Source organism: Methylobacterium sp. GC_Met_2 (assembly GCF_026540795.1).
Taxonomy (GTDB): domain Bacteria; phylum Pseudomonadota; class Alphaproteobacteria; order Rhizobiales; family Beijerinckiaceae; genus Methylobacterium.
In genome coordinates, this window is the sequence record NZ_JALNUM010000046.1 from 22,430 (window position 1) to 45,733 (window position 23,304).

Sequence of the window (23,304 nt, forward strand, 5' to 3'; positions counted from 1 at the left end):
GCGGGATGGGGCGTTCAGGCCCGTACTGTGCCGACGCCGCGCGGCAGGGCGGGCTCGACATCCGGAGCGCCCTCTTCGCCGCGAATCTCAAGGCGGTTCAGCGGCCCGACGATGACGAGGTATGAGAGGGCGCCGACCAGCGCGACCACGCCGATGTAGACAAGGGCAAGGTCGAAGGAGCCCATCTCCTTGACGATGATGCCGATGGCGAGCGGCGTGACGATGCTGGCGAGGTTGCCGCACAGATTGAAGATGCCGCCGCTGACGCCCATGATCTGCTTAGGCGACACGTCACCGACGATGCACCAGCCGAGGTTGCCAATGCCCTTGGCGAAGAAAGCGACGCTCATGACTACGATCACGAATACGTCGGATTGTACGTAGTTGGCGAGCACGATCGTCGAGGAGAACAGCAGCCCCAAGACGATTGGCAGCTTGCGCGCCGTCGTCAGGCTGAAGCCGCGCCGGAGCATCCAGTCTGACCACAGGCCACCCGCCAACCCGCCGAAGAAGCCGCAGATCGCCGGGATTGCTGCCACAATGCCGACCTTAAGGATCGACATGCCGCGCGCTTCGAGCAGGTAGGTCGGGAACCACGTCAGGAAGAACCACGTGATCGTGGTGAGGCAGAACTGACCGATATAGATGCCGATCATCATGCGGTTGCTGATGAGAGCCTTGACCTCGGACCAGCGGATGCGATCGCGCTTGTCGCCCATGTTGGGCAGGCCGCCGCCGGCCTCGATGTAGTCGAGTTCGCTCTGGTTCACGCCCCGGTGGTGGCGCGGTTCGTGAACGTAGAGCAGCCACACGACACCCAGTACGATGCCGACGCCGCCGGCCCAGTAGAAGATCGCCTGCCAGCTATGGGCGTGCAGGATCCACGTCATGATCGGCGTGAAGACGGCCAAGGCGAAATATTGAGCCGACTGGAAGATCGAGGTTGCGAAGGCGCGTTCCTTCGTGGGGAACCACATCACAGTCAGGCGGCTGTTGGACGGAAAGGCCGGCGCCTCCGCGATGCCCATGAGAAAGCGCAGGGCGAACAGCGCCAGGAAGGTTAACGAGACGGCGTGGACGAGGCCCTGCATCATTGTGAAGGCCGACCAAAGGATCAGGCCGATGCCGTAGACGAGGCGGGCGCCGTACTTGTCGAGCACCCAGCCGCCTGGGATCTGCATCGCCGTATAGGACCAACCGAAGGCCGAAAAAGCGAGGCCCATCGTGATCGCGTCAAAGCCGAACTCGGTCCGCATCGACGAGGCGGCGACCGACAGGGTAGCCCGATCAACGTAGTTGAAAGTCGTTGCAAGGAAGATCAGTGCCAGAATGACGTATCTAACATTGGACTTCTTCAGCGTTTGCCCTGCCTGAGCCACAGCGATCCTCCGATATCGAGGCCCATCTCGCTGCTCACGGAGCAACGGCAGCCTTCGTTCAACGCGAACTGTGGAACAGGGCCGTTTCCATGTCCAAGATCATTTCTGGATCGATTGATGCACAATCGGCATCAATGCTGGAAACGAGTCGCAAATTCGTAGCTTTGAGCGGCAGTCACACGTCAGGTATGCGCGAATGCGAGTGAGAAGCGGTTGGTCCGTTTTCCACCCGCTGCGGACATTCCGAAACCGACCCAACCTTGTCGGTATGGGGCTTGCGGTCGGATCTCCGAAGCAGACATGAATTTCGGTCAGACTTGGAATCGCTCTTATGCCCCGACGCTGGAAGATTTCCCTCACTCCATGATCTAGTTTTGCCCCGAGCGCGCACTATAAACGTGGAACTTCGCCTCGATCAGACACTAAATAAAAATTGTCGATGCTACGTTGTGGTTGTCTTCTGTTGGCAGATTGCCAGGATAAGCTCAGCTTGTGGTATAATGTACATCTTATTGTGTCAGCCGGGCGGCCCGAAGCGCCTGAGCAAACATGGTCTGCATTGCATTGTTGATGTCAGTGTCCGAATTGGCTGTAAAGAAGTATCCGGGAGAAGCGCAGGCCTGCAAGTCGCCCGGTATATTTGGAATTACGGCATTGACTTTACCATCCTCGTCCCCGGCGAAGCTTAAGTTCGGATTATAGATCGGCTGATAGGGAATGTATAGGATCGCCACAGTGCCCCCCTGCTGCTGGGCGGTCTGGCAGTATTGGAAGTTGTTCGGCCGTTGCGGCTGCGATCCGGTCCAGTTGCCATTGCCATCGTAGGTCTGATTGTTGTCTGCACCGTCAGTGACGATGAACAAGAATGCCTTCGGCTTCGTAGGCGACGAGCCGTCACCGAAGGTCTGGGCGTACTGCTGCACGCCCGGAAAGACGTTCTCGAAATGCGTCCCGCCCGAACCCATGACTTGGGTTGTTGTGTTCGCCAAGCCGGTATCGAGGTAGGTCGTGCCGAGCTGACCGGCGACGGTCGTGGCGGTTGTAAAATTCGACGACAGCGCCGCCGCCTGCATCACGTTGACGACGAATGGATAAATCCCGATTCTATACTGGTTCTTCAGCGTTTGCGTACTATTTGCGGTCTGAATCAAGTTCTGAACGGCTTTACCAACGGAGTCGACTCTCAGGGTTATGCTGTTATTTTTGGCGACACTGTAGCCTTGATAGCCTGAAAAGTGGCAGGCGAACTGGCACCCGCCGGGATACTGGTTCCGGTCGTCGGGATTGATCGCCATCAGCTGCTGTTGGCCGGCTGTGCTAGTCGGCAGACCCATCGACCCCGACATGTCGAGGGCGAGGTAGAAATCAAGGTATGAGCCCATGGTCAGGCTCGATCCGGAATGGCCAGCGAGGCTGAACGTTGGGACCCGGAACAGCTTGCCGAAAGCGGTCGCTTGCGCCCCGGTATAATTTACGCTGGCCGTTAGTGTTTGGCCGCTGCGGGCGACGACGGCGCTCGCTACGGCGTTGACCAGCGTCTTGGCCTTGCCAGCATTGGCGTAGAAAGCCTTGCCAGCCTGGGTCTGCCCGGCGCTGATCGCGTTGCTCGTCAAGCCGGGGTCGGTCTGTGAGCTTGAGTTGGCACTTATGTATTGCTGCGCAGCTGTAATACCGGCGATCGCGGCGGCGTCGGCTGCAGCATCGAGGCGAGCCTTGTTGGCAAGCGCTGTGTAATAGTCGATCCCGATGCCGACGATGCCTATCATTGGGATCGCGCAAAAGGCGAAGAACACCGCCGTTGAAGCGCTTGCGTCGCGGCCGAAGCGGTTCAGAAGGTTCGCGCGGATCATAACAGCCTCAGCATTGCCTTACTGTGGCGCTGGCCGCGCCCCCATATGTAAGCGTGGCGGGACATAGAAGGAGCGCGGGATCGTCAGCGCCGTCATGAACCGCGTCGCGATGGTCGGGCGGAACGTGTAGGTCAGGTCGACGATGATAAGCGATCCGGGGCCGAACGTGTCGCTTGGCAGGGCGGTGGGGCTGGGCGGCGCCGTATCGGACGCTACGATCATCGACGTGTTACACGGGCGCAAATTCGTGCCTGCGCTCCAACCGACTTTGCCGGTGTATGTCGGGTTAGAGCCTGTGAAGTTCACCACCGACACGGTCATGCCCATGTCGTTACGCCATGCGACACCTTGCTGGTAAGAGTCCTGCAGCACCTGCGGAAAGACGCCGACTGTGGCATCCTCGTAGAATTGCAGGTCGGCGACGGCGACCTGCCCAGTGGTCGAGACCGACAGCATCTAGCCGATGGTGGCTGCAAGGACCGCCAGTCGACGAGCAGCCACGATGTAGCGGGCGGTATCGAACCCGACGAGGAGGAGCACCATCAAGACGGGCGTGCACAGGGCGAACTCGACTGCGGATACGCCGCGGCGGTCTGACGGGAAAGCGCGCAGGCGCAGACAGGGTGTGAGCATGCGCTAGCAACCGGTATTCGACGAGCTCTGGAACGGCTCGTTCCGGAATGCTGCGAACGATCCCACGAAGTAAACCGAGCGTCCGCCCCAGGTCGTCGCCGCAGTGCCGATAAGGGCCGGAAACAGAACTGGCATCGCGTAATACACCTGAGCGTAGATCACGGACCCGCCGGTGCCGGTGCAGAAACTGGTCTTGGTATTGTCCATGCTCGGCGGAATGATCCACGACTGCTGGCTGTTAACGTACTGGTAGAACCCGCCGGGCGATGACGCTTCAGGAATAGTGTTGATGTTCGTGATAATATTGGCGCAGGAAAGCCCGCTTGGGAGCGCTGGGCATAGCACATTCGAGCGGAACTGTGCGGCTGTCAGTGTACCAGCGCTCGCTGCTCCAGTCATGATCTGGCGGCTCGCCTTGGCGACGGCATTCTCCAAAGCGGCTGACGTGTATACGTACAAGCCGACCTGCATGATCCCCATGGACAGGAAGATGAGCAATCCGCCTATCATTGCGAACTCGACGGCGGCGGTGCCGTCCTGAGCATCACAGAAGCGTGCGCATCCCCCTCTTTCTTCCGCTACTCTCGTCGCCACAGCCCACTCTTAAAGCTTGCCTCATTGCTTAGTGCCTTCAGATCGGACCTGGCACAGCCGATCATAGGCATTTTCTTGGAGTGTATAGACCCAGATATTGAGACTCTCTTACGGTCTAGGGCACTCAAGGTGCGGATCGAGAGAAAGTTACTTAGAAATCAGCCGCCTCTTGCTCCCGCCCCTTCGGAGCGGGTCGACGGCCGAAATTGTCTGCCACCGGCCTGGGCTGGTCGAAAGCCGTCCGTGCACTTTCGAGCCGAGTTGCTTCGCGAGCAGGCATCCACTTGTCGACACGACCAGGCCGCCCGCGTCGCCAAACTCGCTTTTCGCAAGCAGCGATACGTCAACTGCTCACCAAGCTTGGCTATGTATTGTGAGTAGTCGCGACGGCAATGTCGGCTTCGTTGTTGAACCGCCCGCAAGCGGGCCGGCAGCAAACCACCCGTCTCAGACGCTCAGGCTGCCCGTTTGCAGCGGTCGATATTGGCCGAAAGCGGTCGGTCCGCTTCGGAGAAGATCCAACGGAAAAGCGGACGTTCCGCTGGCGAGCTGCGCACGACGCGCAATCTGACGGGTGGTGCTGTCGCCGATCGCCACGACGCTCTATCGTTCCGGGTTGGATTTCCCCACGGTGTTGCTGTCAGTTACACATGCTGCGTGAGCACTTGATTATCCATGGGAGGGCCAACCTGGGTTTTCAGCGCCGCAATCGCATTCAGAACGAGAAAAGTAACCGACGCTTTGGTAACGTCTGGGTCGAAAACAGAGGATCCCCGATGCTGCGGCGCGGTGCTCAACCGATCTTCGGCCGTCGCGCTGTTTCGTCACCGGGTCCGAGCCCATTGGGCGAGCGCAGCAGGCCGACTCTGAAGCGATCGCATCAGGTCACCCTCGTGCTGCTCGGCTCAACGGCACTCGCCGGCTGGCAGTACAGCCGGACCGCCCCGCCGAGCCCCCAACCGCAGCAGGTAGTAGGGAGCCTGGCCCAACCAGGGTGTGATCGTAGCGGGAGCTCCGCCTCACCTGGATGTAGCGATGGGCGATCACCCGCACTGGATCCCACCGGCAGGAGCACCGGGACATCGTCATCCGGCGGCCATGGTGGGTTTTTCGGTTTCTTCCATGGTGGCGCATCGTCCGGTGCGTCCGGTGCGAGCGCCGCCACGGGCACCACGACGTTCGGCGGCTTCGGGGGATCGGGCCGTGCGGTGGCCGCGCACGGCGCAGGTGCATAATGCGCCGCCACATCCTCAACCCACGTGAAGATTGGCGCGCGGTCGCCGCCGACGACGGATACGACTTCCACACTGCCGAGGACGAGCACGAGGTCTGGTCCGAGAGCGCGGCCTACAGCTTCACCATCGCGCAGATCGAGGATGATCTGGAGGCGCCGACCGCCGAGCTGCACCGGCTGTGCCTCGACCTCGCCGCCGAGATCGCAGAGAGCCCGGCGCTGATGCGGCGGCTCGGTATCCCGGACTGGGCCCACAGCTTAGTGACGCGCAGCCACCGCGCCCGCGATCCGCATGTCTACGGTCGCTTCGATCTGGCCTACGACGGCATTGGGCCGGCGAAGCTCCTGGAATACAACGCGGACACCCCGACCGCCCTGTTCGAGACGGCAGTGTTCCAGTGGCGCTGGCTGGAAGGCATGCGCGCGAGCGGCGCGCTGCCGGCGGACGCGGATCAGTTCAACTCGGTCCAAGAGCGCCTGCTCGCCCGCCTCGTCGAGATCCGGGCCCGGGTTGGCGACGTGCTGCACTTGACCTGCATGACCGAGTTCCCGGAGGACCGCGGCACAATCGGCTACCTCGCCGATTGCGCCGCGCAATCCGGGCTCAAAGTGCGCCTCGTGGACGTGTCGGACATCGGACTGCAGCAAAAGGGCGGACGCTCGTCTTTCGTCGATCGCAGCGGCGAGCCAGTCCGCCTCCTGTTCAAGCTTTACCCATGGGAGTGGCTCCTGCGGGACAGCTTTGGGCCGGCGATCGCCGCCAGCGGCACGACCTTCGTCGAGCCGGCCTGGAAGATGGTCCTGAGCAACAAGGGCATCCTGCCCCTACTCTGGGAGCGCCATCCGGGCCATCCGAACCTACTGCCGGCCTTTTTCGAGGACGATCCGCGCAAGTTCGAGCTCGGCAAGAGTTTCGCCCGCAAGCCGTTGCTCGGGCGCGAGGGGGCCAACGTCACCATTGTCACGAACGGGCAGGTCGCTGCGGCGGAGGACGGCCCCTACGCCCGGAGCGGCTATGTCCGCCAAGCGCTGGCGAACGTCCCCAAGTTCGACGGCCGACGTGTCGTGATTGGATCGTGGGTGGTGGGCGACGAGCCTGCTGGGATGATCCTACGCGAAAGCGTAGGGGTCATCTCAAACGATACGTCGCAGCTTGTCCCCCACTTTATCGAACCTGAAGATTAGATAAACCTGCCATCGGTTAAGATTTACGCGCAGCTATCTCCTCAGCCATCTTTAGTACGGTCATACGTTCTTCGTCGGAGATCGATCGAAACGCCTTTATCAGACGTATGAGGACCATCAAGCCATGATAGTCGGCAGGACTGCCCTGTGTCTCAACGTGTCCGTCATAAAACACAGCCATGTTCACGCCGAGCGCGTCTGAAATTGAATTTATGAGGCGTTCGTCCCGCTCGTCATCCGTCAACGTCACGCCTCCGGGGCACCAGTCGCCCCATGCTGACCCAGCTACCTAGACGATTAAGCCTAACCGAAAACCCTCTGCCACCGACTGAGCCCGGTTGCGGGTTCTCAGTTTGGTGCGCACGCGGCGGAGATGGGAGTCGATCCCGTGTTCCGAGATGCCCATGATCTCACCGATTTCCCAGTCCGTCTTGCCCTCCGCCGCCCACTGCAAAGTTTCACGTTCCCGTGGTGAGAGCTTCGACCGCGTCGCTATGGGCTGGCCTCGCATGAGCAGAGCATGACCGAAGGCGTAGCTCGCGATCAGCGTGAGCATGCCGCGATGCTCCGGGGCGATTTCGAGGTGAGATCCGGCAAAGCTCATCCCTCCGACTTCGCCTTCAACGGTGGTCAGCGGTACCGTATAGCCATCACGAAGATGGAAATCGGCCGCCTCGTTCATGACCCGTCTGGCGGTCGTCGTCGCGGGCGGGGGCAGAGTGGGATCACCCCAACCGAAGCCGACTTGCTGCTGGAAGGTCAGCGCGACGATCGGGTCGTGCGCGGCATACCCCCGGCTCAGGTACCGTGTACGCCATTCCGCAGGAACGCTCTCCATGACGAGGAACTGGCGGTTGAAGCTGACCAAACTCGTCGGCGTCGGGAGAAGCCCCGCGATGATCGCGTCGATGCCGAAGCCCGTGAGCTGTCGCTGCACGGCGGCGATGACCTCCGGGATGCTACCGGCTCGGTCGAGCTCTGTGAGCAGCTTGAGCGTGTGATCGAGGGACTTTCTGCTCACGGCATATCCTGACCACGACCGCTGAGGGCGCCCATCCCCGACGAAGTTAGGGGATGAGACGCCATACATCCAGACGAAGCCGGCGATCGCGCAACGAACATGCCGATACCACGCGTTCGCGTGGTATCGCGCGCCCGAACGGGCGGGCACACCACGTACAGAGGTGTTTCCATGATCCAAGTCATTACTACAGCTGATATCGCGCAGAACGCCGAGTTGATGGAGCAAGCTTGGCGGTTACGCCATAAGATCTTCGTCGAAGAGATGGGTTGGACTGCGATCGCGCGGGACGATAAGCGCGAGATCGATGAATTCGACGATGAGCACGCCGTCCACCTCTTGGCCGTGGAAGACGACGAGGTGGTCGGATACTCCCGCTTGCTGCCGACTGTACGTCCCTATGTCATGTCGAAGCATCTCCCCCAGCTCTGTGAGTCCGCTCCTCCATCATCCCCGCACATCGTGGAATGGAGCCGGATCGGCGTCGCCGGCCCGGCACGTACGTCCGGCCGGCGGCTTAACCCGACCGCGCTGGCGATCCTTACCGCGATCGTCGAGTGGGGACTGCCGCGAGGATTGAAGGGCTTCGTCTCCGAGATGCCGACGAGTTGGCTCTTGAGGCTGCTCCAACTGCACATTCACGCGCTACCACTCGGACTTCCGCAGATGATCGACGATGTGGAGATCGTTGCTGTCAACGCAGGCTTTGACGCACGGAGCCTGCGCCAGCTGCAGAAGATGCGCGGGACCACAGAGTCCGTCCTGTCCCCCGAGAGCCGCGTCGCGGCCCGTTTGGCGAGCTGAATAAGGTCCTGCCGTGCCACGAACGACACCAGTCAATATCGACCCGCATGACGGCATGCGATCGCGTTTGGAGCGAGCGGTCGAGCAAGCGATCGATCTTCGCCGAACGATCGCGGAGCTTCAGGATCCCGCCCTTCGCGAGATTGTGGATGTCGTGCTGATCGAGCTCGGGCGTCGTGTGGCCGAACAGACGCTTCGACGATCCAAACTCAGCTGACGCATCGAATGAGGATCGATGCGCCGGCCAGTCGTAGCCGCCAATCAACCGCCTCCGCCGTCGGATCGAAGGGACGAACCGGCGGCGGAGCTTCTCACCACGACATTTGCCGTCTGAGAGCGGGGCCAATGTCCATGCCAGGCCGCAAAAGGGAAAGAGTTATGCGTGACAACCGAGCACACGAGGCAAAAGTCGTTAGATACGCAGACACCACCACCTCTATAATCTCAGCCTACGTTTCAAGAAACCATCTTGCGCCCGCTCAGCTTCCACAGCTCATCGCGGACATTCATCGTGCACTGTGCTCGTTGGATGGTGGGCTTGTCGTCGAGACCGCGCCGGCGAACGAAACCAGCTCACCCACCACCGCCGAGATCCGGCGGTCCATCAGAGCTGAGACGCTGACCAGCTTCATCGACGGCCGTGCGTACCGAACGCTCAAGCGGCATCTGACTGCTCACGGCTTCTCGCCTCAGAGCTACCGCGCGCGGTTCGGTCTGCCCGACGATTACCCGATGATCGCTCAGGACTACGCGGCTAAACGTTCGGCACTTGCAAAGGCGATCGGCCTCGGTGTGCCGGGCGCACAGATCGTACGGCAGGCAGCTGAGTAGAGTGCTGAGGATCTCTACAGGCCTGTCAACCAATGATCTTGGGTGTCGCGCGCCACGATTGACCTTACCGGAGTGATCGACAGCTTGTCATTGACTGGTTCTGCGATGTGGAGGCCGCTGCTTCCCAGAAGGCGACCTTCCGCCCTGGGTTCACCATGGGTGCGGGGCAACTGACCGGAACTGGCCGAAAGCCGTCTGTCCGCTTCGGAGAGGGTCCGCGGGAAAAGCAGACGGCCTCCTACCGACCCATGCGAGACGTGCGGACCGCTGTCATTGCTTCCTGAAAGCAGCCCTTCGTCGGCCATCCGCCAACTTCGGCTCGGGGTGGCAAGCCGACCTAAATTTTTCGTCCCGAAGCGGACGTGTCGCATCCGGTCCTGAGCAAACCTTCGTAAGAGGCGAAGGCATCCTCTCGAAACGACGCATTCTCAGCCTATGCACCGCCTGCAATCTTCGCCGTTCAAGATCGGTCGGGAGGCGTCATGCTGAGCGGGCTCGACGGTGGGGGCTTGTTGCTGCCCGCCGTACTAACAGCACTGACCGTCGCTTTGTGGGCTACAGCCCGCCTACCGGAATACCTTGTAGCGCTGCTCTTTTTTGCCGCCGCGATGGTGTTGCGTGTAGCTCCGGTCGAGATAGTTTTCTCGGGCTTCCTCTCGTCTGCTTTCTGGTTGGTGCTCAGCGGCTTCGTGCTCGGCGTCGCCATCCGCAAAGTCGGCCTGGCAGACCGGGTTGCCCGCCTGCTCGCCGCCCGCCTATCTGGGTCGTGGCCGCGTTTAGTCGGCGGCGTCGTGATGCTGACCTACGCCCTGGCCTTCGTCATGCCCTCCAACATGGGCCGCATTACCCTGTTGATGCCCATCGTCGTGGCCTTGGGCGACCAGGTGGGGGTTGGAGACGATCGGCGTGGCCGGACCGGCCTCGCCTTGGCGGTCGGCTTCGGCACCTTCCAACTCTCGGCCAGCATCCTGACCGCCAACGTGCCTAACCTCGTGATGGCCGGCGCGGCCGAAACCGCCTACGGCGTCCACCTGTCCTATCTGTCTTATCTCGCGTTGCATGCGCCCGTACTAGGCCTGCTTAAAGGCGTCGCGTTGACCGCGTGCATCTGCTTGCTGTTCCCCGGCCGCCCCCGGGCCATGGCGTCGATCGAGACTGCCGCGCCTCTTTCCGCTGCGGAGTGGCGCTTGGGCCTCCTTCTGCTCGCCACGCTCGCGCTGTGGGTGACGGAGGCGTGGCATGGCATCGCCCCGGCCTGGGTCGGCCTGGCTGCGGCCTGCTTCTGCCTGCTGCCGCGCGTCGGCTTCCTGAGCGGCGAGGAATTCGCCACGGGGGTGAACATCCGCACCTGCCTATATGTCGCCGGTATTCTCGGCCTTGCAGCTGTCGTCGCTCGCTCGGGGCTGGGCGGCCTACTCGGTCATGCCCTCCTCGCGGTCGCGCCGCTTAAGCCCGGAGCGTCGTTTCAAGACTTCGCCACGCTCGTGGGGATCACTACGCTACTGAACTTCGTCGTGACCGCCAACGGCGTGCCCGCGCTGTTCACTCCCCTGGCTGGCACGCTGGCCGATGTCTCTGACCTGCCCCTGCCTGCCGTGCTGATGGCCCAGGTCATCGGCTACGCCACGCCGATCCTGCCCTACCAAGCCTCACCCATCGTGGTCGCGATGGGTATGGGCGCGGTGCCGGCGCGTGACGGGATATTGCTGAGCGTCGCGCTAGCCGCGATCACCTTCCTCGTGCTCATGCCACTCGATTGGGCATGGTTTCGGCTGCTCGGCTGGAGCGGATGAGCATAAAAGATTGATGATCGCCGTGTACCCAGAACCCTGTACCTAGAACCGTCATTTCGCCTGCCGCCCAGAACGCACCAACCATGATCCACCCATGAGGATCCGCTTCTGCGACGTTAGCTTCGTAACCAGTTTCGGGCGACGCGTTCCCCCCTTCCTGGCCGCCATAGCCGTCCTCTTGCCGATCGCAGCCTATGCGGAGAGCTTGGACGCTGCGCTATCCTTCGTCGAAGTGGCGGACGAGGTCGCCTCGAAACCTCATGTCTACCGGCAAGCACGCAACCTAGACCTGAGCGTGGTCGACCGTTCGAGCGTGTCCGATTGGAATGCACGGCGGCTAGGTCTGCCGAACGAGCGCGTGCAGGAGGTGAAGGGCAGCATTGGGACGCCCACCAAGATTGGGCGGACCTCGCTGCTCTGGCGGCTCGATGGGCCGCAGACCGTCGTCCGTGAGACCAACTTCCCGAGCTTCGTGGAGACAATCACAATTACCTTTCGCCCGGACGGCTGCGACGCCACCGTCGTGTACCATCTCAAGCCCAGCTACGATTATTTCGGAATGTGGAACCTAAAGACCGGCGCACCGATGCCAATCAGCCGGATCAGGGCAGAAGATGTCGAATGCAAGCTCGGCGCAGCCGCCGTCAGCTAAGCTGCCGCGTGTACGACAGAGGAATGAACAGCGGCTTCATCCCATACCGGCTATGGCCTCCGACCCACCAAGCAGCCCGTAAGCGGACGGTTCAAGCTTCCGCAGCGGGTCGGGAGCGGGCGCGGTGGTGATGTCTGCTCTTGTTCATGGCCGCCCGAAAGCGGACTGGCAGAAATCCACCCCGAGCGGCCACTCCGCGCTCACAACCTCTATGTATGGAAAACGACCGGTTTACCGACAGAACCCCCGCACCAGTTGGCAAGCTCCAGAACGTCCTCCGTTCTGTCGGGAAAACGTGACGGCTTATCAAGCGTCGGTAAAACGCTGCCGCGAGCGGGAACGTCTGGTTTAAGCCATCTCGTGCCAGGAAGCGGACCGACGGCTTTCGGCCAGTTTCGGTCGGCCACTTCGCGCCCACTACAGCCGTTGATCCGGTCAGACGTTTTTTCCGAAACCGACACCACGCCGACGAGCGCGAATGTTCTACCTCGAACAACCTGCGAACGTCGTTCTCTCGTCCTTGCGTCGCAGAAATTGAAAGCGGCGATTTGTTTGCGTCGTGTACCACGCAGCCACGCTTGTCTAGGAGGCGGCATATTTGAGAGCGGCCCAGACTTTCGCGCCCGTCGGATTGAGGGACGGGAGTTCCGCGAAGCCAGCGAGTATCAAGTCCGCCGACCATTGCGACGAGCTGGCCCGGACCAGTCGCCCTTCGTCGAGTTCGCGCTGGATGCCCATAATGGGAAGCCACGCAACGCCTCCACCCTTCACCGCCATGCTCTTCAGCCCCTCCGCGTAGGCGTCGCGGTGCACGATCGCCAAGCTGTGCCGGTGGCGTTCGAGGATGCCTTTCACGACCGTTCCCAGGAAGGAGCCTTCCGCGTAGGCCAGGAACGGTATCGGTGCGTCGGCGGTAGCGGTGAGTTGCCAACAGGGTTCGCCGTCTGCGCCTGGGGAGCAGACCGGGACGAGTTCTTCCTTGCACAAATCGATACGAGCGAAGCGGCGCTCGTCGATCTCAAGCGGGATGCATTCGTGCAGGTAGCACAACAGGAAGTCCGTGGTCCCTGAGACGAGCTGGTGGACGCACGCGTGGAAGTTGTCTGACACAACGTCGGCTCGAAGCTCGGGACAATCGGTTCGCAGCGCCATCAGCACGCCCGGCAGGTGGTTCACTGCGATCGAGTGGGTCGTGACGAAGCGTTGGAATGCGACGCCGCTCCCAGCCTTCTGCTTCATGCCCGCCTGCTTGGAACGCAGTGCGAAGGCGATCTCCGTCGCGGTTGGCAGGAAATCCTGACCGATCGTGGTGAGCTTGATGGGGTAGGTGGATCGATCAAACAACGGTGCACCTGCCCAGAGTTCAAGGAGCCTGATACGCCGGGAGAAGGCCGACTGCGTGAGACTCCGCTTTGCCGCTGCCCGCGTGAAGTTCATCTCGCGGGCGAGGACGATGAAATCTTCGAGCCACGCCAACTCCAAGGGATGCCTCCTCGCCGATTGCCTTCATGAGGCATGCACGCCGCAGGCCGAGCGGAGCTTCGGGAGGCAAAAGCCTAAACCGACACTCGCCGTTGAACCATCGAAGGGCCGGACTGGAACTCAACTAGAATAACCTGTTGGCCGACGCGGAAGCGACGTCCAGCCGCGCACTCAAACGATTCCGGAATAGAACCAGCGAAAGAATGCATTGGCAATCACGCCGCGAAAGGGCTTAGTTTCGACCTTGCATGCGTCAAGCAATCGGTCGCAGCGTCAGGATACCCACAAAGATGCATCTCGCACGCTTCGCCAAGGTGGCCCTCGGACATTTCCCGACGCCGATCGAGCGTCTGGATAGACTTACTGCTCACCTCGGTGGTCCGGAGATCTTTATCAAGCGCGACGATTGTACCGGCCTGGCGACCGGCGGCAACAAAACACGCAAGCTGGAATTCTTGGTGGCCGAAGCCCTCTCGCAGGGCGCCGACACCTTGGTCACCCAGGGAGCGACGCAATCGAACCATGTGCGCCAGACAGCCGCCGCAGCGCGACGGTTTGGCCTCGATTGTCGAGCGCTCCTGGAGCGGCGGGTGACGAACGGTGGCCCCTCTTACGAGAGAGATGGGAACGTCCTGCTGGACGACCTCATCGGGTGCCCAGTCGAGTTCCGGGACGCGGGTCTCGACATGAACGCCGAGGGCTTGGCCCTCGCGGAGAATCTGCGTGGCGAGGGCCGCAAGCCCTATTTCATACCGGGCGGTGGTTCCACGCCCCTCGGGGCGCTCGGTTACGTGAGCTGCGCTGCCGAGTTGCTCTACCAGATCGACACGCTGGGTCTGCGGGTCGACCGCATTGTCCACGCGACGGGAAGCGCCGGGACACAGGCGGGCCTCGTCGCGGGCCTCCACGCGATGAACGCACCGATCCAAGTGACGGGTATTTCAGTCCGGGCCGACAAGCACAAGCAGGAAGAGAACGTCCACCGCCTAGCGGCACAGACGCTCGACTTTCTCGGCGTGAAGGGCGAGCTGCCGAAGCAAGCCGTTGTCGCCTTCGATGGATACGTCGGCTCAGGTTACGGTCAGCCGACCGACGAGATGGTAGACGCCATCAGGCTGCTCGCCAGGCTTGAGGGCATCCTCTTGGACCCTGTCTATTCCGGGAAGGGCATGGCCGGGATGATCGACCTCATTCGCAAGGGGCAGATCGGCAAAGGCGAGCGGATCGTCTTCCTGCACACCGGCGGCTCGGCCGCTCTGTTCGCCTATCGAGATCTCTTCTCCGGCGTTGGGACGTCCTGACCTGCTGCTCCCAGCCTTCCTTTCCCAGCCTTCTGTACCGTCACATCGATCCAACGAGGACTTCATGATGAGGCGCATGCTTGCCGTAGTCGCGGCGGTGTTACTGACGGCCAGTCTCGCTCAGGCCCAGGACGCCTCGCGAACCTTAAAGAAAATCGGGGAATCCAATGCCATCTCGCTCGGCTTCCGCGACAGCTCAACGCCCCTCTCCTACCTCGACGGGGACCAGAAACCAGTCGGCTACGCGATCGATATCTGCCTCGCCATCGTCGAAGCGGTGAAGAAGGATCTGAAGCTCGACAAGCTCGACGTCAGATACGTCCCGGTCACGTCATCGACCCGCATCCCGCTGATCGCGAACGGAACGATCGACCTGGAATGCGGCTCTACCACCAACAACATCGAGCGCCAGAAGCAGGTCGGCTACACCTACACGCATTTCCTGACCGCGAGCCGGTTTGTCTCCAAGGCTGCAGCCGGCCTGCGGACGATCGAGGATCTGCGCGGCAAGACGATCGTGTCGACGTCGGGGTCGACGAACATCAAGCAGGCGTCGGAGGTCAACTCGGCTAAGGGTATGGGCATGACCATCCTTCCGGCCAAGGATCATGCCGAGGCATTTCTGATGGTGGAAACGGGCCGCGCCGTCGCGTTTGTGATGGACGATGTCCTCCTCTCGTCCCTCATCGCGAGCGCGAAGGTGCCGAAGGACTACGTCCTGTCTCAGGACGCATTCTCATTGCCTGAGCCCTACGGCATCATGCTCCCGAGGGGTGATGTGGGCTTCAAGAAGGTCGTCGACGAAGCTGTGGCCACACTGTTCAAGAGCGCCGCCGGGAAGGCTAACTACGACAAGTGGTTCAACGCGCCGATCCCACCCCGGGGCCTCACCCTGAACGTGCCGATGAGCGCGGCGCTCCAGAAGGCCTACGCCGAGCCGTCAGATTCACCCGACCCGGCTTCCTATTGATTATGATCGGAGGCACAGCCTTGCGAGCTAATCCTCGCTCCTGCCGGCCTCACGCTCGAGAACTATTGGCTCGCCGACTTGAATTGATCTAAACCGTGTTTGGGCTGATGCGTACACGCCAGACATAGCGACCTACTGGATTCGAATGAACTTCCATAAGAAATTGGGGAGTACAGGTCTCACCCTTCCGAGAGCATCACTTTGAGGCCTTCATCCGCGTTCGGCAGAACGGCCGCTTACCGGAAACCTGGATCCCGAAGCGGACCGACCGCTTTCGGCCCAATTCTGCCGGTGCCGATGACCGACCAAACATCTCAGATGGGTAGATTTCTGGCGATCCGCTTCCGAGCGGCAGAGGCATCAGAGCTGAAGTCGGCGTCCCGCTCGCTCACGACCACGAGGTGCCGTTCAGCCACAACCGCACGTCGAGCACGGCTTGGTGTATCATGGCGCAATGCAGTCTCTAGTCGCTCTTCTCCGTGCGGTAAACGTTGGTGGCACTGGCAAGCTGGCTATGACTGACCTCGTCACCATCTGCGAAGCGGCCGGGTTCCGCAGCGTGCGAACTTACATCGCGAGCGGCAACGCCGTGTTTACAAGTGCCCTAGGCGTTGCAGAAACGAAGAACGCACTCGAAGCGCGCCTCCAATCCTTCACAGGACGATCCACGAGCGTGATCGTCCGCACGGCGGGCGAGATGGCGGCGGTCCTTGCAGGCAATCCATTTCCGGATGTGCCGGGAAACCGCGTTGTGGCGATTTTCCTTGATCGACCCACATCGCCCGCCGATTTGACCGGGGTGATCGGCCAAGGCGTGGATGAGGCGATCAAACTCAGTAATCGTGAGATCTACGTGCGTTATGGCGCCGGCATGGCACATTCCAAGCTGCGCATTCCCACCGCTGAAGCGGGTACGGCGCGCAACATGAACACCGTGTCCAAGCTTGCTGTCATGGCGACTGGGTGAACCGATACGCAACGTCCGCAAACCATCCTGAGCCCGCTCTGAACGGCGGCCGAGGCATGGCTGCTTCCCGAAAGTCTCAGCGGTCTTCCGCATGCCCGACATAGGTCGGTAGGAGCTTGTCCGCTTTTCCGGCAATCCGTCTCCGAAGCGGACAGGCCGTTTTCGGCCAAGTTCGGTCGCATCCGCCGGCGCCAGTGAACGTCGAGGTTGGGTGGATTTCCGTCGGTCCGCTTCCGAGAAGCAATGCATGAAAGCGGACGTCCAATTTGCACATCGGCTACGCCAGGATCATCCATACCAAGCTAAAACGCCTGGGCGATGCCAGCGAACACCCCGCGACGCTGGCCGTACTGCGCGGCGAACACGCCGAGCCCGGTACCGTCGCGAAGCTGGTAGATTTTGTCGGTCAGGTTGACCACGTCCAGCCGCAGCTGCGCAGGTTTCCATCCCTGGACCAGCTGCACGTCGCGCGTCACGCCGAGGTTGATCTGGTAGTAGGCCGGCACGTGGCTCGTGTTGGCGAAGCCTGACCGCAGCCCGCTGCCGAAGATCCCGTCCATGCTGAAGCGCGTACCGTCCAACACGGGCGACATTCCCCGGACCAGGTACGAGAAGCCGGCGGACGCGGTCGCGTTCTGCGCGTGGTCGGTGTAGATGTAGTGCGTGGCGATGTAGGCGAGCTCGTCCGCGCCGAACAGGTACTGCCCGGTGTCGATCAGCCGGGCCTTCTGCTGCGCGAAGGCGACGTTGCCATAGGCCGAGAAGTCACCCTCCGTGTAGGTCGCCTTGATCTCGACGCCGCGGTTGTAGGCACGGGCGTAGTTGAATTCAGTGAGCACGTAGGCCTGCCCGAACTGGCCGTCGTCGAGCAGGTTGTGCGCGAGCTTGTAGTAGCCGTCCACGCCGACATCGAGACCCGGCAGGATCCGCTGGGTCACGCCGATGTCGTAGACGTCCGCCCGCTCGGGCTGAACCGGGGAGGCCGCCAGCACCTCGGCCTGGTTGGTGGTCCCTACCGTAAGACCCGGATTGACCGGGGCGGCCAGCACCTGCTGCGGCGGCGTGAACTGACGCGCGTAGCCAGCGTGGAACACCGTGCCGTCGAACGGGGTCCAGGTCGCGCTGGCGCGCGGACTGACCTGGTTGGCGTTGACGAACTGGTACATCTGGTCGAAGCGCAGGCCGTAGTTGAGGATCAGCCGGTCGGCGACCCGCCATTCGTCCTGTGCGTAGACGCTGACGAGGCCGCCGGTCTTGCTCACCCGGTCGTTCTGGTTGAACGGCGCGTCGATCGGGTTGCCGAATGTGTCGATCGGCAGGACGATGTTGTTGTTGTTGTTGAGCGTCTGCTCCGCGCTGCCGAAGAAGCCGAAGCGCAGGGTGTGGTCGGGTGCAACCCGCCAGGCGCTGTCGCTCTGGATGCCGTTGACGAGCGACGAGCGGTACACGTCCGAGGCGACGCCGTTGAACAGCAGGTTGCCGAGCGCGTCCGGCTTGGCGTGCACGGTATTGTAGCGCTGGAAGTACGAGAATTGGGTGTCGACGTCGCCGGCCGAGCGCTGCACGGCCACCACGTTGAAGTTGACGAACTCGTTCTGCCGCTGGTTGATGCGCGACGAGTCGAAGTCGCTCTGGCCGAAGGCGGTGAACGAGGGCGCGACACCCGGGGTGTTCGGGATCTGGTAGCGCCCGACGAACGTGCCGCCGATGTAGGTCAACCGGGTATCCGGATCGATCTGCGTCGAGACGTAGGAGAACTCCCGCCCCTGCGCGGTGTGGTCGTGGACCGGGTTGAAGCTCGACGTCGTATTCTCGATGCCGAGGTTGGAGCGGAAGTAGCGCCCCGAGAAGAAGTAGTCGGTGGCGCCGTCGTGGCCGCCGTAGACGAAGGTCGGGGTGATGGTGCCGCGCACGCCGCCGTAGAGGCTGACGCTGCCACCCTCGAATGCCCCGGTGCGGGCCTGGATGTCGAGGATCCCGGCGGTGCGCAGGCCGTACTGGGCGGGTAGCGCGCCGGTGATGAGCGAGACGCTGCCGATGAAGGCGGGATCGAGGAACTGGTTGAAGCCAGAGATCCCGTCGGGGATCTGGATGCCGTTGATGCGGTACTGGACGTTGGCGTGCTCGTTGCGGACGTGGAAGCCGCCGTTGGAGGCATTGTCCTGCGTGATGCCCGGCAACTGCAGCACGAGCTGGTTGAACGCCTGGTTGTCCCCCTGCGGCTGGGACTCGATCGCGCTGCGGTTCAGCGTGGTGACGGTCGCACCTGCCTTAGTGAAGATCCGGTCGCGGGCCTCGCCGAACCGGCGCTCCTCGACTGCGGCGGGGCCGTTGGCTTCGGGAGCCGCGACGGGCGTCGGCGCCCCCTGCGCGGCGGTGCCGGGGGCGGAGGCGCTGTCGCGGGGGGCGGTCACGCTGATCTCGCCGAGATCCACGTTCGACGCGCCCTGGGCCGCGACCGGCTCGTGAACGACGTCGTAGGCACCGGCCGCGAGGATGGTGCCGGCGAGCAGGACAGATCGGAAGGAGAGATGCATCATGGTCCGAACCGAACGTTATTACAGTTCAGATGCCCTGTTCGGCCTTGACTTGACAATGGGTTTTGAGCCTGTGCCGTCGCATCACGCGTTGATGTAACAGTGTTGCAACAGCTGGTCCGTGTCGCATTCGCGCCGGGATTAGGGGGGCTCTAGAAGACGTGATCGGCGCCTGCGCCTCTGCAGGTCGCGCACCGGCCCTCGATCTCGATGGCGTGACCGTCTGGGGCGAAGCCTGTCGACGAAGCGAACTGCGCTATCGCGGCCCGAATCTCCTCGGAGGTCACTTCACTCGTGTCACCGCAGGCGGTGCAGGTCAGCACGGCGACGAACGGCTCGTCCGGCCGTGCGCACAGCACGAACGCCTTGCGCAGTGCCAAGTGGCGGACGAAGCTGGCCTCCACCAAGAACTCCAGCGCACGATAGACGGTCGGTGGCCCGAGCAGCTTCGTGTCGGACAGGCGGTGGATGATGGCGTAGGCCGCGATCGGCGTCGGGGACGCGGCGACGACCTCCAGGACGCGTCGCCGGATCGGGGTCATGTTGAGGCCACGGCGGTGGCAGCTCTCCGTGGCGGCGGCCACGAAGGACAGCGGCTCGTCCCTCGCCAGGGTCTCGGCGATCGGCGAAGCGGTGCGGATGGCCTGAGCCTGCACTGAGAGGGCTCCTCGGATGGTTTGGTGATGTTATTACATCAACCTGTGGCGTGACCTCATCACATCCGCGCCATCGGCAGCCACCACGCAAAACCCTAACTTGCGCCTGCCCGTCACTATGCTCTTCGGTGTCCGTGTTCGCTTTCGAGACGGAAACATAACGATCTGAGCGTCCGGGCTAGGTCGCAAGCGGTAGTTGGCTTTACGGCCGGAAGTGGACGTTCGGCGTTGTGCCCGCTGCAGCCATCACGTGCGACCCAACATGTAGAACTCCTGGTTAGGCCGCAGGCTTGTGAAATTGGCCAAGCGGTTGGACATACCGAAGAACGCCGCGATGGCGGCCATGTCCCAAATGTCGTCGTCGTCGAACCCATGCTCGCGCAACGCTTCGCTGTCGGCCTCCCCAATCAAATGACCCTGTTGCGAGACCTTCATGGCAAACTCAATCATCGCCTTTTGGCGCAAGGTGATGTCCGCCTTGCGAAAGTTCCCGGCGACCTGATCGGCCACCAAGGGGTTCCGGGCACGTATGCGTAGGATCGCTCCATGCGCCACCACGCAATATTGGCACTGGTTGACGGCGGAGGTGGCGACGATGATCATTTCACGCTCAGCCTTGGTCAGGCCGCCGTCCTTGTCCATCAGGGCGTCGTGGTAGGCCATGAACGCCCGGAACTCGTCGGGGCGATAGGCGAGCATCAGGAACACGTTTGGTACGAAGCCGGACTTCTCCTGCACCGCCAGGATGCGTGTCTGAATGTCTACCGGCATGTCCTCGATCGCGGGTACGGGATAGCGGCTGATCGCTGCCTGATCCTGTTGCGACATGTGTTTCTCCGATCGTTGCTTGTCGTGTGCCGTTATCTGCCAGCGTCATCAAGCCGTGCGGGTGCGCTGCGAGACTGCCGCGTAGGCAAGGGTTAGAATAGCGCCTGCCAGGGGAAGGAACGACACCCACAGCACCGCGTCCCAGCCGAAGCTGGTCAGCAGCCCGCCCGACGAGAACGAACCTAAGGCCACCAGCCCGAACACAATGAAGTCGTTGACCGATTGGACGCGGGTGCGCTCATCCGGCCGGTGGCATTCCAGCACCATCGCCGAGGCGCCGACGAAGCCGAAGTTCCAGCCGAGCCCGAGCGCCACCAGCGCTGCCCAGAAGTGCGCCACGTCCACGCCTGTGAGGCCGACGAGCGCGGCGCCGCCAGTCAGCGCGAGCCCAACCGCCACGATGCGCTGCGCCCCAAAGCGCACGATCAGCCGCCCAGTGAAGAAGCTCGGGCCGTACATCGCGATGACGTGCCATTGCAGGCCAAGGTTGGCGTCCACTTGGCTGTGACCGCACAGGCGCATCGCCAGCGGCGCGGCGGTCATCACGAAGTTCATCAGCAGGTACGAGACGGCGCCGCACGTCACGGCGACGAGGAAGCGCGGCTGGCGCAGGATCGCTGCGAGCGGCCTACCTCCAGACCGCTCCTCCGCAGCGGGCGTAGGGAGCCGAACGCCGGACAGGACTAGCGCCGCCATCCCGGCCACCACGGCCTGAGCCAGGAAGGTCGCCGCGAACATGTGCGGGGGCCACAGGTCCATGGTGAGGGTGACGAGTTGTGGGCCGATCACCCCGGCGAAGACGCCGCCAGCCATCACCGCTGACAAGGCGCGCGGGCGGCGGTCCACTGGGACGCAGTCGGCGGCGGCAAAGCGGAACGAGAACACCACGGCGGCGTAGGCGCCACCGAAGAACATCGCCACGCAGAACAGCGGGAAACTCGCCGTCACGATCGCGAGGGCCGAGAGCAGGCCGACGAGCACGCCGCAGCCCGTGCCCGCCATGAAGGCAGCCCGGCGGCCGTGTCGGCGTGCGATGGCGCCCGCGGGCAGGGTGCAGGCGGCCATCCCGACGACGAAGATCGAGATCGGCAGGGTCGCCAGCACCTTGCTCGGCGCCAGCATATCACCGACCACGGCGCCAGTGGCGAAAACGACCGTGGAGTTCGCCCCGGCGAGCGCCTGGGCAATTGCCAACCTCACCACGTTTGCGGTCCCGGATCGGACGGCATCGACGGGTGCAAGCTCGGCTGCCGAAGCGGAGGTGTGGGGCATCGAGATACTCAGACTTCGACCGAGCGCCCTGTGCACGGGTGGCTTCGGGCTGTGCGGATGGCCGGGACCCATCGGGGGCGGTGAGCGGCTGGGTATAGCGGCACCTCGCTTGTCCGTATCTCGATGAGATGACAGAGCGTGTAGAACACCTGTCAACATGAGGGCGTTGGGCGATGTGGGAGCCGCTTGAGGCACCACCCGGATTGGCACCTCCCCGGCCGATCACCGTGCGGGCGCAGCCCATCCCAGCCCGGCGCTACTTCGCCGAGCATGCGCATCCTTGGCACCAGATTGTCTACGCCACCTCCGGGGTGCTGACGGTCGCGATTGAGGGACGCTCCTTCGTGATCTCACCGGAGCAGGCTGTGTGGCTGCCGACCGGCGTCCGGCACCGGGTCGGGTCGCTCTTAAGCGCCGAATTCCGCAGCCTATGGATTGCGGACGAAGCAGGGCGTGGTGTCGCGGAACTTCCGACCGTGTTCGCCGTCCAACCGTTGCTGCGGGCGCTGATCCTCGAGGCCGTGGCGATTGAGGGACAGGAGAGCCACGATGGCTATGCTGGCCGTGTCAGCGCCCTGATCCTTGATCAGCTACGTCGCGCGCAACCCCTCCCGGGGGAACTGCCCTGGCCGCGCGAAGGCCCGTTGGTCGGCCTCTGCGAAGCCCTTTACGCCGACCCGGCAGACCCGCGCGGGCCGGAAGTCTGGGGCCGCGAACTCGGGATGTCCGGGCGTACCTTAGCGAGGCGCTTCGAGACCGAACTTGGCATGAGCCTGCGTTCGTGGCGGCGACGCCTACGCCTGTTCAAGGCGGTCGAGTTGATGGGTGGTGGACTGAACGTCACCCAGACCGCGATGCAGCTCGGCTACGGCTCGACATCCGCGTTCGTCTTCGCATTCCGCACCGGCATGGGTTGCAGTCCGCAGACCTACAAGCGCGAGCGGTCGGCTCACATTGAATGCTGATCTACGATCGAATTGGCGCAGAGCCAAAGTCTGCTTCCGGCTATCGTGCCAACAGCCACTTCCCACCCTGAGCCGAAGTTGCCGGAGGGCTGACGAACGGCTGCTTTGGAGAAGCGCCGATGGCGGTCCGGGTGGCTGGGTTGGGTCGGCAGGAGGCTGTCCGCAAATGCTCGCCCTCATCTCAGTCCATCGGTTCGGGTGTCTCCTCGCCTTGTCGGCATGGGCCGGCAAGGAGACAGGCGGTGGGACATTCCGCACACGATCCCGCCACCAAAGGACGGCCGGCCTGGAACGCCGGCCGCAAGCTCGGCGCCAAGCGCGCCCTCAAACCTCAGCAGGTCTGGGCCATC

At 62.7% G+C, this 23,304-nt stretch carries 21 protein-coding genes; 10 read left to right on the forward strand and 11 right to left on the reverse strand.

Annotated elements, in window-relative coordinates; all coding sequences use genetic code 11:
* Positions 1-14: 14 nt before the first annotated feature.
* The 5 genes from OXS49_RS16705 to OXS49_RS16725 all read right to left on the reverse strand — a co-directional run bounded on the left by OXS49_RS16705 (position 15) and on the right by OXS49_RS16725 (position 4,456).
* The gene (locus OXS49_RS16705) at positions 15-1,379 is read right to left on the reverse strand and encodes an MFS transporter (RefSeq protein ID WP_346016955.1); all 1,365 of its coding nucleotides are present in this window, start codon (positions 1,377-1,379) and stop codon (positions 15-17) included.
* 509 nt (positions 1,380-1,888) lie between these two features.
* Complete coding sequence (locus OXS49_RS16710) at positions 1,889-3,229, reverse strand: pilus assembly protein TadG-related protein (protein ID WP_267425729.1); 1,341 nt, start codon at positions 3,227-3,229, stop codon at positions 1,889-1,891.
* 18 nt (positions 3,230-3,247) lie between these two features.
* On the reverse strand, positions 3,248-3,685 hold the full coding sequence (locus OXS49_RS16715; RefSeq protein WP_267425730.1) for a hypothetical protein: 438 nt from the start codon (positions 3,683-3,685) through the stop codon (positions 3,248-3,250).
* A complete protein-coding gene (locus OXS49_RS16720; RefSeq protein ID WP_267425731.1) occupies positions 3,686-3,862 on the reverse strand; it encodes a TadE/TadG family type IV pilus assembly protein in 177 nt (58 codons plus the stop codon). It lies immediately after the preceding gene.
* Positions 3,863-3,865: 3 nt separating this feature from the next.
* Positions 3,866-4,456 carry a TadE/TadG family type IV pilus assembly protein gene (locus OXS49_RS16725; RefSeq protein WP_267425732.1) on the reverse strand — a complete coding sequence of 197 codons (591 nt, stop codon included), beginning with the start codon at positions 4,454-4,456 and terminating at the stop codon, positions 3,866-3,868.
* Between the two features lie 1,234 nt (positions 4,457-5,690).
* On the opposite strand from OXS49_RS16725, the gene OXS49_RS16730 reads away from it, so the two are divergent.
* Complete coding sequence (locus OXS49_RS16730) at positions 5,691-6,875, forward strand: glutathionylspermidine synthase family protein (protein ID WP_267425733.1); 1,185 nt, start codon at positions 5,691-5,693, stop codon at positions 6,873-6,875.
* Between the two features lie 289 nt (positions 6,876-7,164).
* Here the strand turns inward: OXS49_RS16730 and OXS49_RS16735 are convergent, their stop codons facing one another.
* Entirely contained in the window at positions 7,165-7,896 is a 732-nt protein-coding gene (locus OXS49_RS16735; RefSeq protein ID WP_267425734.1) for an autoinducer binding domain-containing protein, read from the reverse strand.
* A gap of 171 nt (positions 7,897-8,067) precedes the next feature.
* Here OXS49_RS16735 and OXS49_RS16740 point away from each other — a divergent pair, with 171 nt between their 5' ends.
* From OXS49_RS16740 to OXS49_RS16760, 5 genes are all read left to right on the forward strand, one after another.
* Entirely contained in the window at positions 8,068-8,700 is a 633-nt protein-coding gene (locus OXS49_RS16740; RefSeq protein WP_267425735.1) for an acyl-homoserine-lactone synthase, read from the forward strand.
* 13 nt (positions 8,701-8,713) lie between these two features.
* The gene (locus tag OXS49_RS16745) at positions 8,714-8,917 is read left to right on the forward strand and encodes a hypothetical protein (RefSeq protein WP_267425736.1); all 204 of its coding nucleotides are present in this window, start codon (positions 8,714-8,716) and stop codon (positions 8,915-8,917) included.
* A gap of 161 nt (positions 8,918-9,078) precedes the next feature.
* The gene (locus tag OXS49_RS16750; RefSeq protein ID WP_267425737.1) at positions 9,079-9,531 is read left to right on the forward strand and encodes a MucR family transcriptional regulator; all 453 of its coding nucleotides are present in this window, start codon (positions 9,079-9,081) and stop codon (positions 9,529-9,531) included.
* 482 nt (positions 9,532-10,013) lie between these two features.
* Positions 10,014-11,324 carry an SLC13 family permease gene (locus OXS49_RS16755; protein ID WP_267425739.1) on the forward strand — a complete coding sequence of 437 codons (1,311 nt, stop codon included), beginning with the start codon at positions 10,014-10,016 and terminating at the stop codon, positions 11,322-11,324.
* Between the two features lie 94 nt (positions 11,325-11,418).
* Positions 11,419-11,976 carry a hypothetical protein gene (locus OXS49_RS16760; protein WP_267425741.1) on the forward strand — a complete coding sequence of 186 codons (558 nt, stop codon included), beginning with the start codon at positions 11,419-11,421 and terminating at the stop codon, positions 11,974-11,976.
* Positions 11,977-12,558: 582 nt separating this feature from the next.
* Here the strand turns inward: OXS49_RS16760 and OXS49_RS16765 are convergent.
* Complete coding sequence (locus OXS49_RS16765; RefSeq protein WP_267425743.1) at positions 12,559-13,452, reverse strand: LysR substrate-binding domain-containing protein; 894 nt, start codon at positions 13,450-13,452, stop codon at positions 12,559-12,561.
* Positions 13,453-13,748: 296 nt separating this feature from the next.
* On the opposite strand from OXS49_RS16765, the gene OXS49_RS16770 reads away from it, so the two are divergent.
* From OXS49_RS16770 to OXS49_RS16780, 3 genes are all read left to right on the forward strand, one after another.
* Positions 13,749-14,759 carry a D-cysteine desulfhydrase gene (locus OXS49_RS16770; RefSeq protein WP_267425745.1) on the forward strand — a complete coding sequence of 337 codons (1,011 nt, stop codon included), beginning with the start codon at positions 13,749-13,751 and terminating at the stop codon, positions 14,757-14,759.
* Between the two features lie 67 nt (positions 14,760-14,826).
* Positions 14,827-15,729 carry an amino acid ABC transporter substrate-binding protein gene (locus tag OXS49_RS16775; protein ID WP_267425756.1) on the forward strand — a complete coding sequence of 301 codons (903 nt, stop codon included), beginning with the start codon at positions 14,827-14,829 and terminating at the stop codon, positions 15,727-15,729.
* Positions 15,730-16,183: 454 nt separating this feature from the next.
* Entirely contained in the window at positions 16,184-16,696 is a 513-nt protein-coding gene (locus OXS49_RS16780) for a DUF1697 domain-containing protein (RefSeq protein WP_267425758.1), read from the forward strand.
* A gap of 302 nt (positions 16,697-16,998) precedes the next feature.
* Here OXS49_RS16780 and OXS49_RS16785 read toward each other — a convergent pair whose 3' ends face one another.
* From OXS49_RS16785 to OXS49_RS16800, 4 genes are all read right to left on the reverse strand, one after another.
* Positions 16,999-19,236, reverse strand: coding sequence for a TonB-dependent receptor (locus OXS49_RS16785; RefSeq protein ID WP_267425747.1), 2,238 nt, complete (start codon positions 19,234-19,236; stop codon positions 16,999-17,001).
* A gap of 149 nt (positions 19,237-19,385) precedes the next feature.
* Positions 19,386-19,889, reverse strand: coding sequence for a Fur family transcriptional regulator (locus OXS49_RS16790; RefSeq protein ID WP_267425749.1), 504 nt, complete (start codon positions 19,887-19,889; stop codon positions 19,386-19,388).
* 246 nt (positions 19,890-20,135) lie between these two features.
* Entirely contained in the window at positions 20,136-20,717 is a 582-nt protein-coding gene (locus OXS49_RS16795; RefSeq protein WP_267425751.1) for a peroxidase-related enzyme, read from the reverse strand.
* Between the two features lie 48 nt (positions 20,718-20,765).
* The gene (locus tag OXS49_RS16800) at positions 20,766-21,989 is read right to left on the reverse strand and encodes an MFS transporter (RefSeq protein WP_267425752.1); all 1,224 of its coding nucleotides are present in this window, start codon (positions 21,987-21,989) and stop codon (positions 20,766-20,768) included.
* A gap of 173 nt (positions 21,990-22,162) precedes the next feature.
* Here OXS49_RS16800 and OXS49_RS16805 point away from each other — a divergent pair, with 173 nt between their 5' ends.
* The gene (locus OXS49_RS16805; RefSeq protein ID WP_267425753.1) at positions 22,163-22,954 is read left to right on the forward strand and encodes a helix-turn-helix transcriptional regulator; all 792 of its coding nucleotides are present in this window, start codon (positions 22,163-22,165) and stop codon (positions 22,952-22,954) included.
* Positions 22,955-23,304 lie beyond the last annotated feature (350 nt).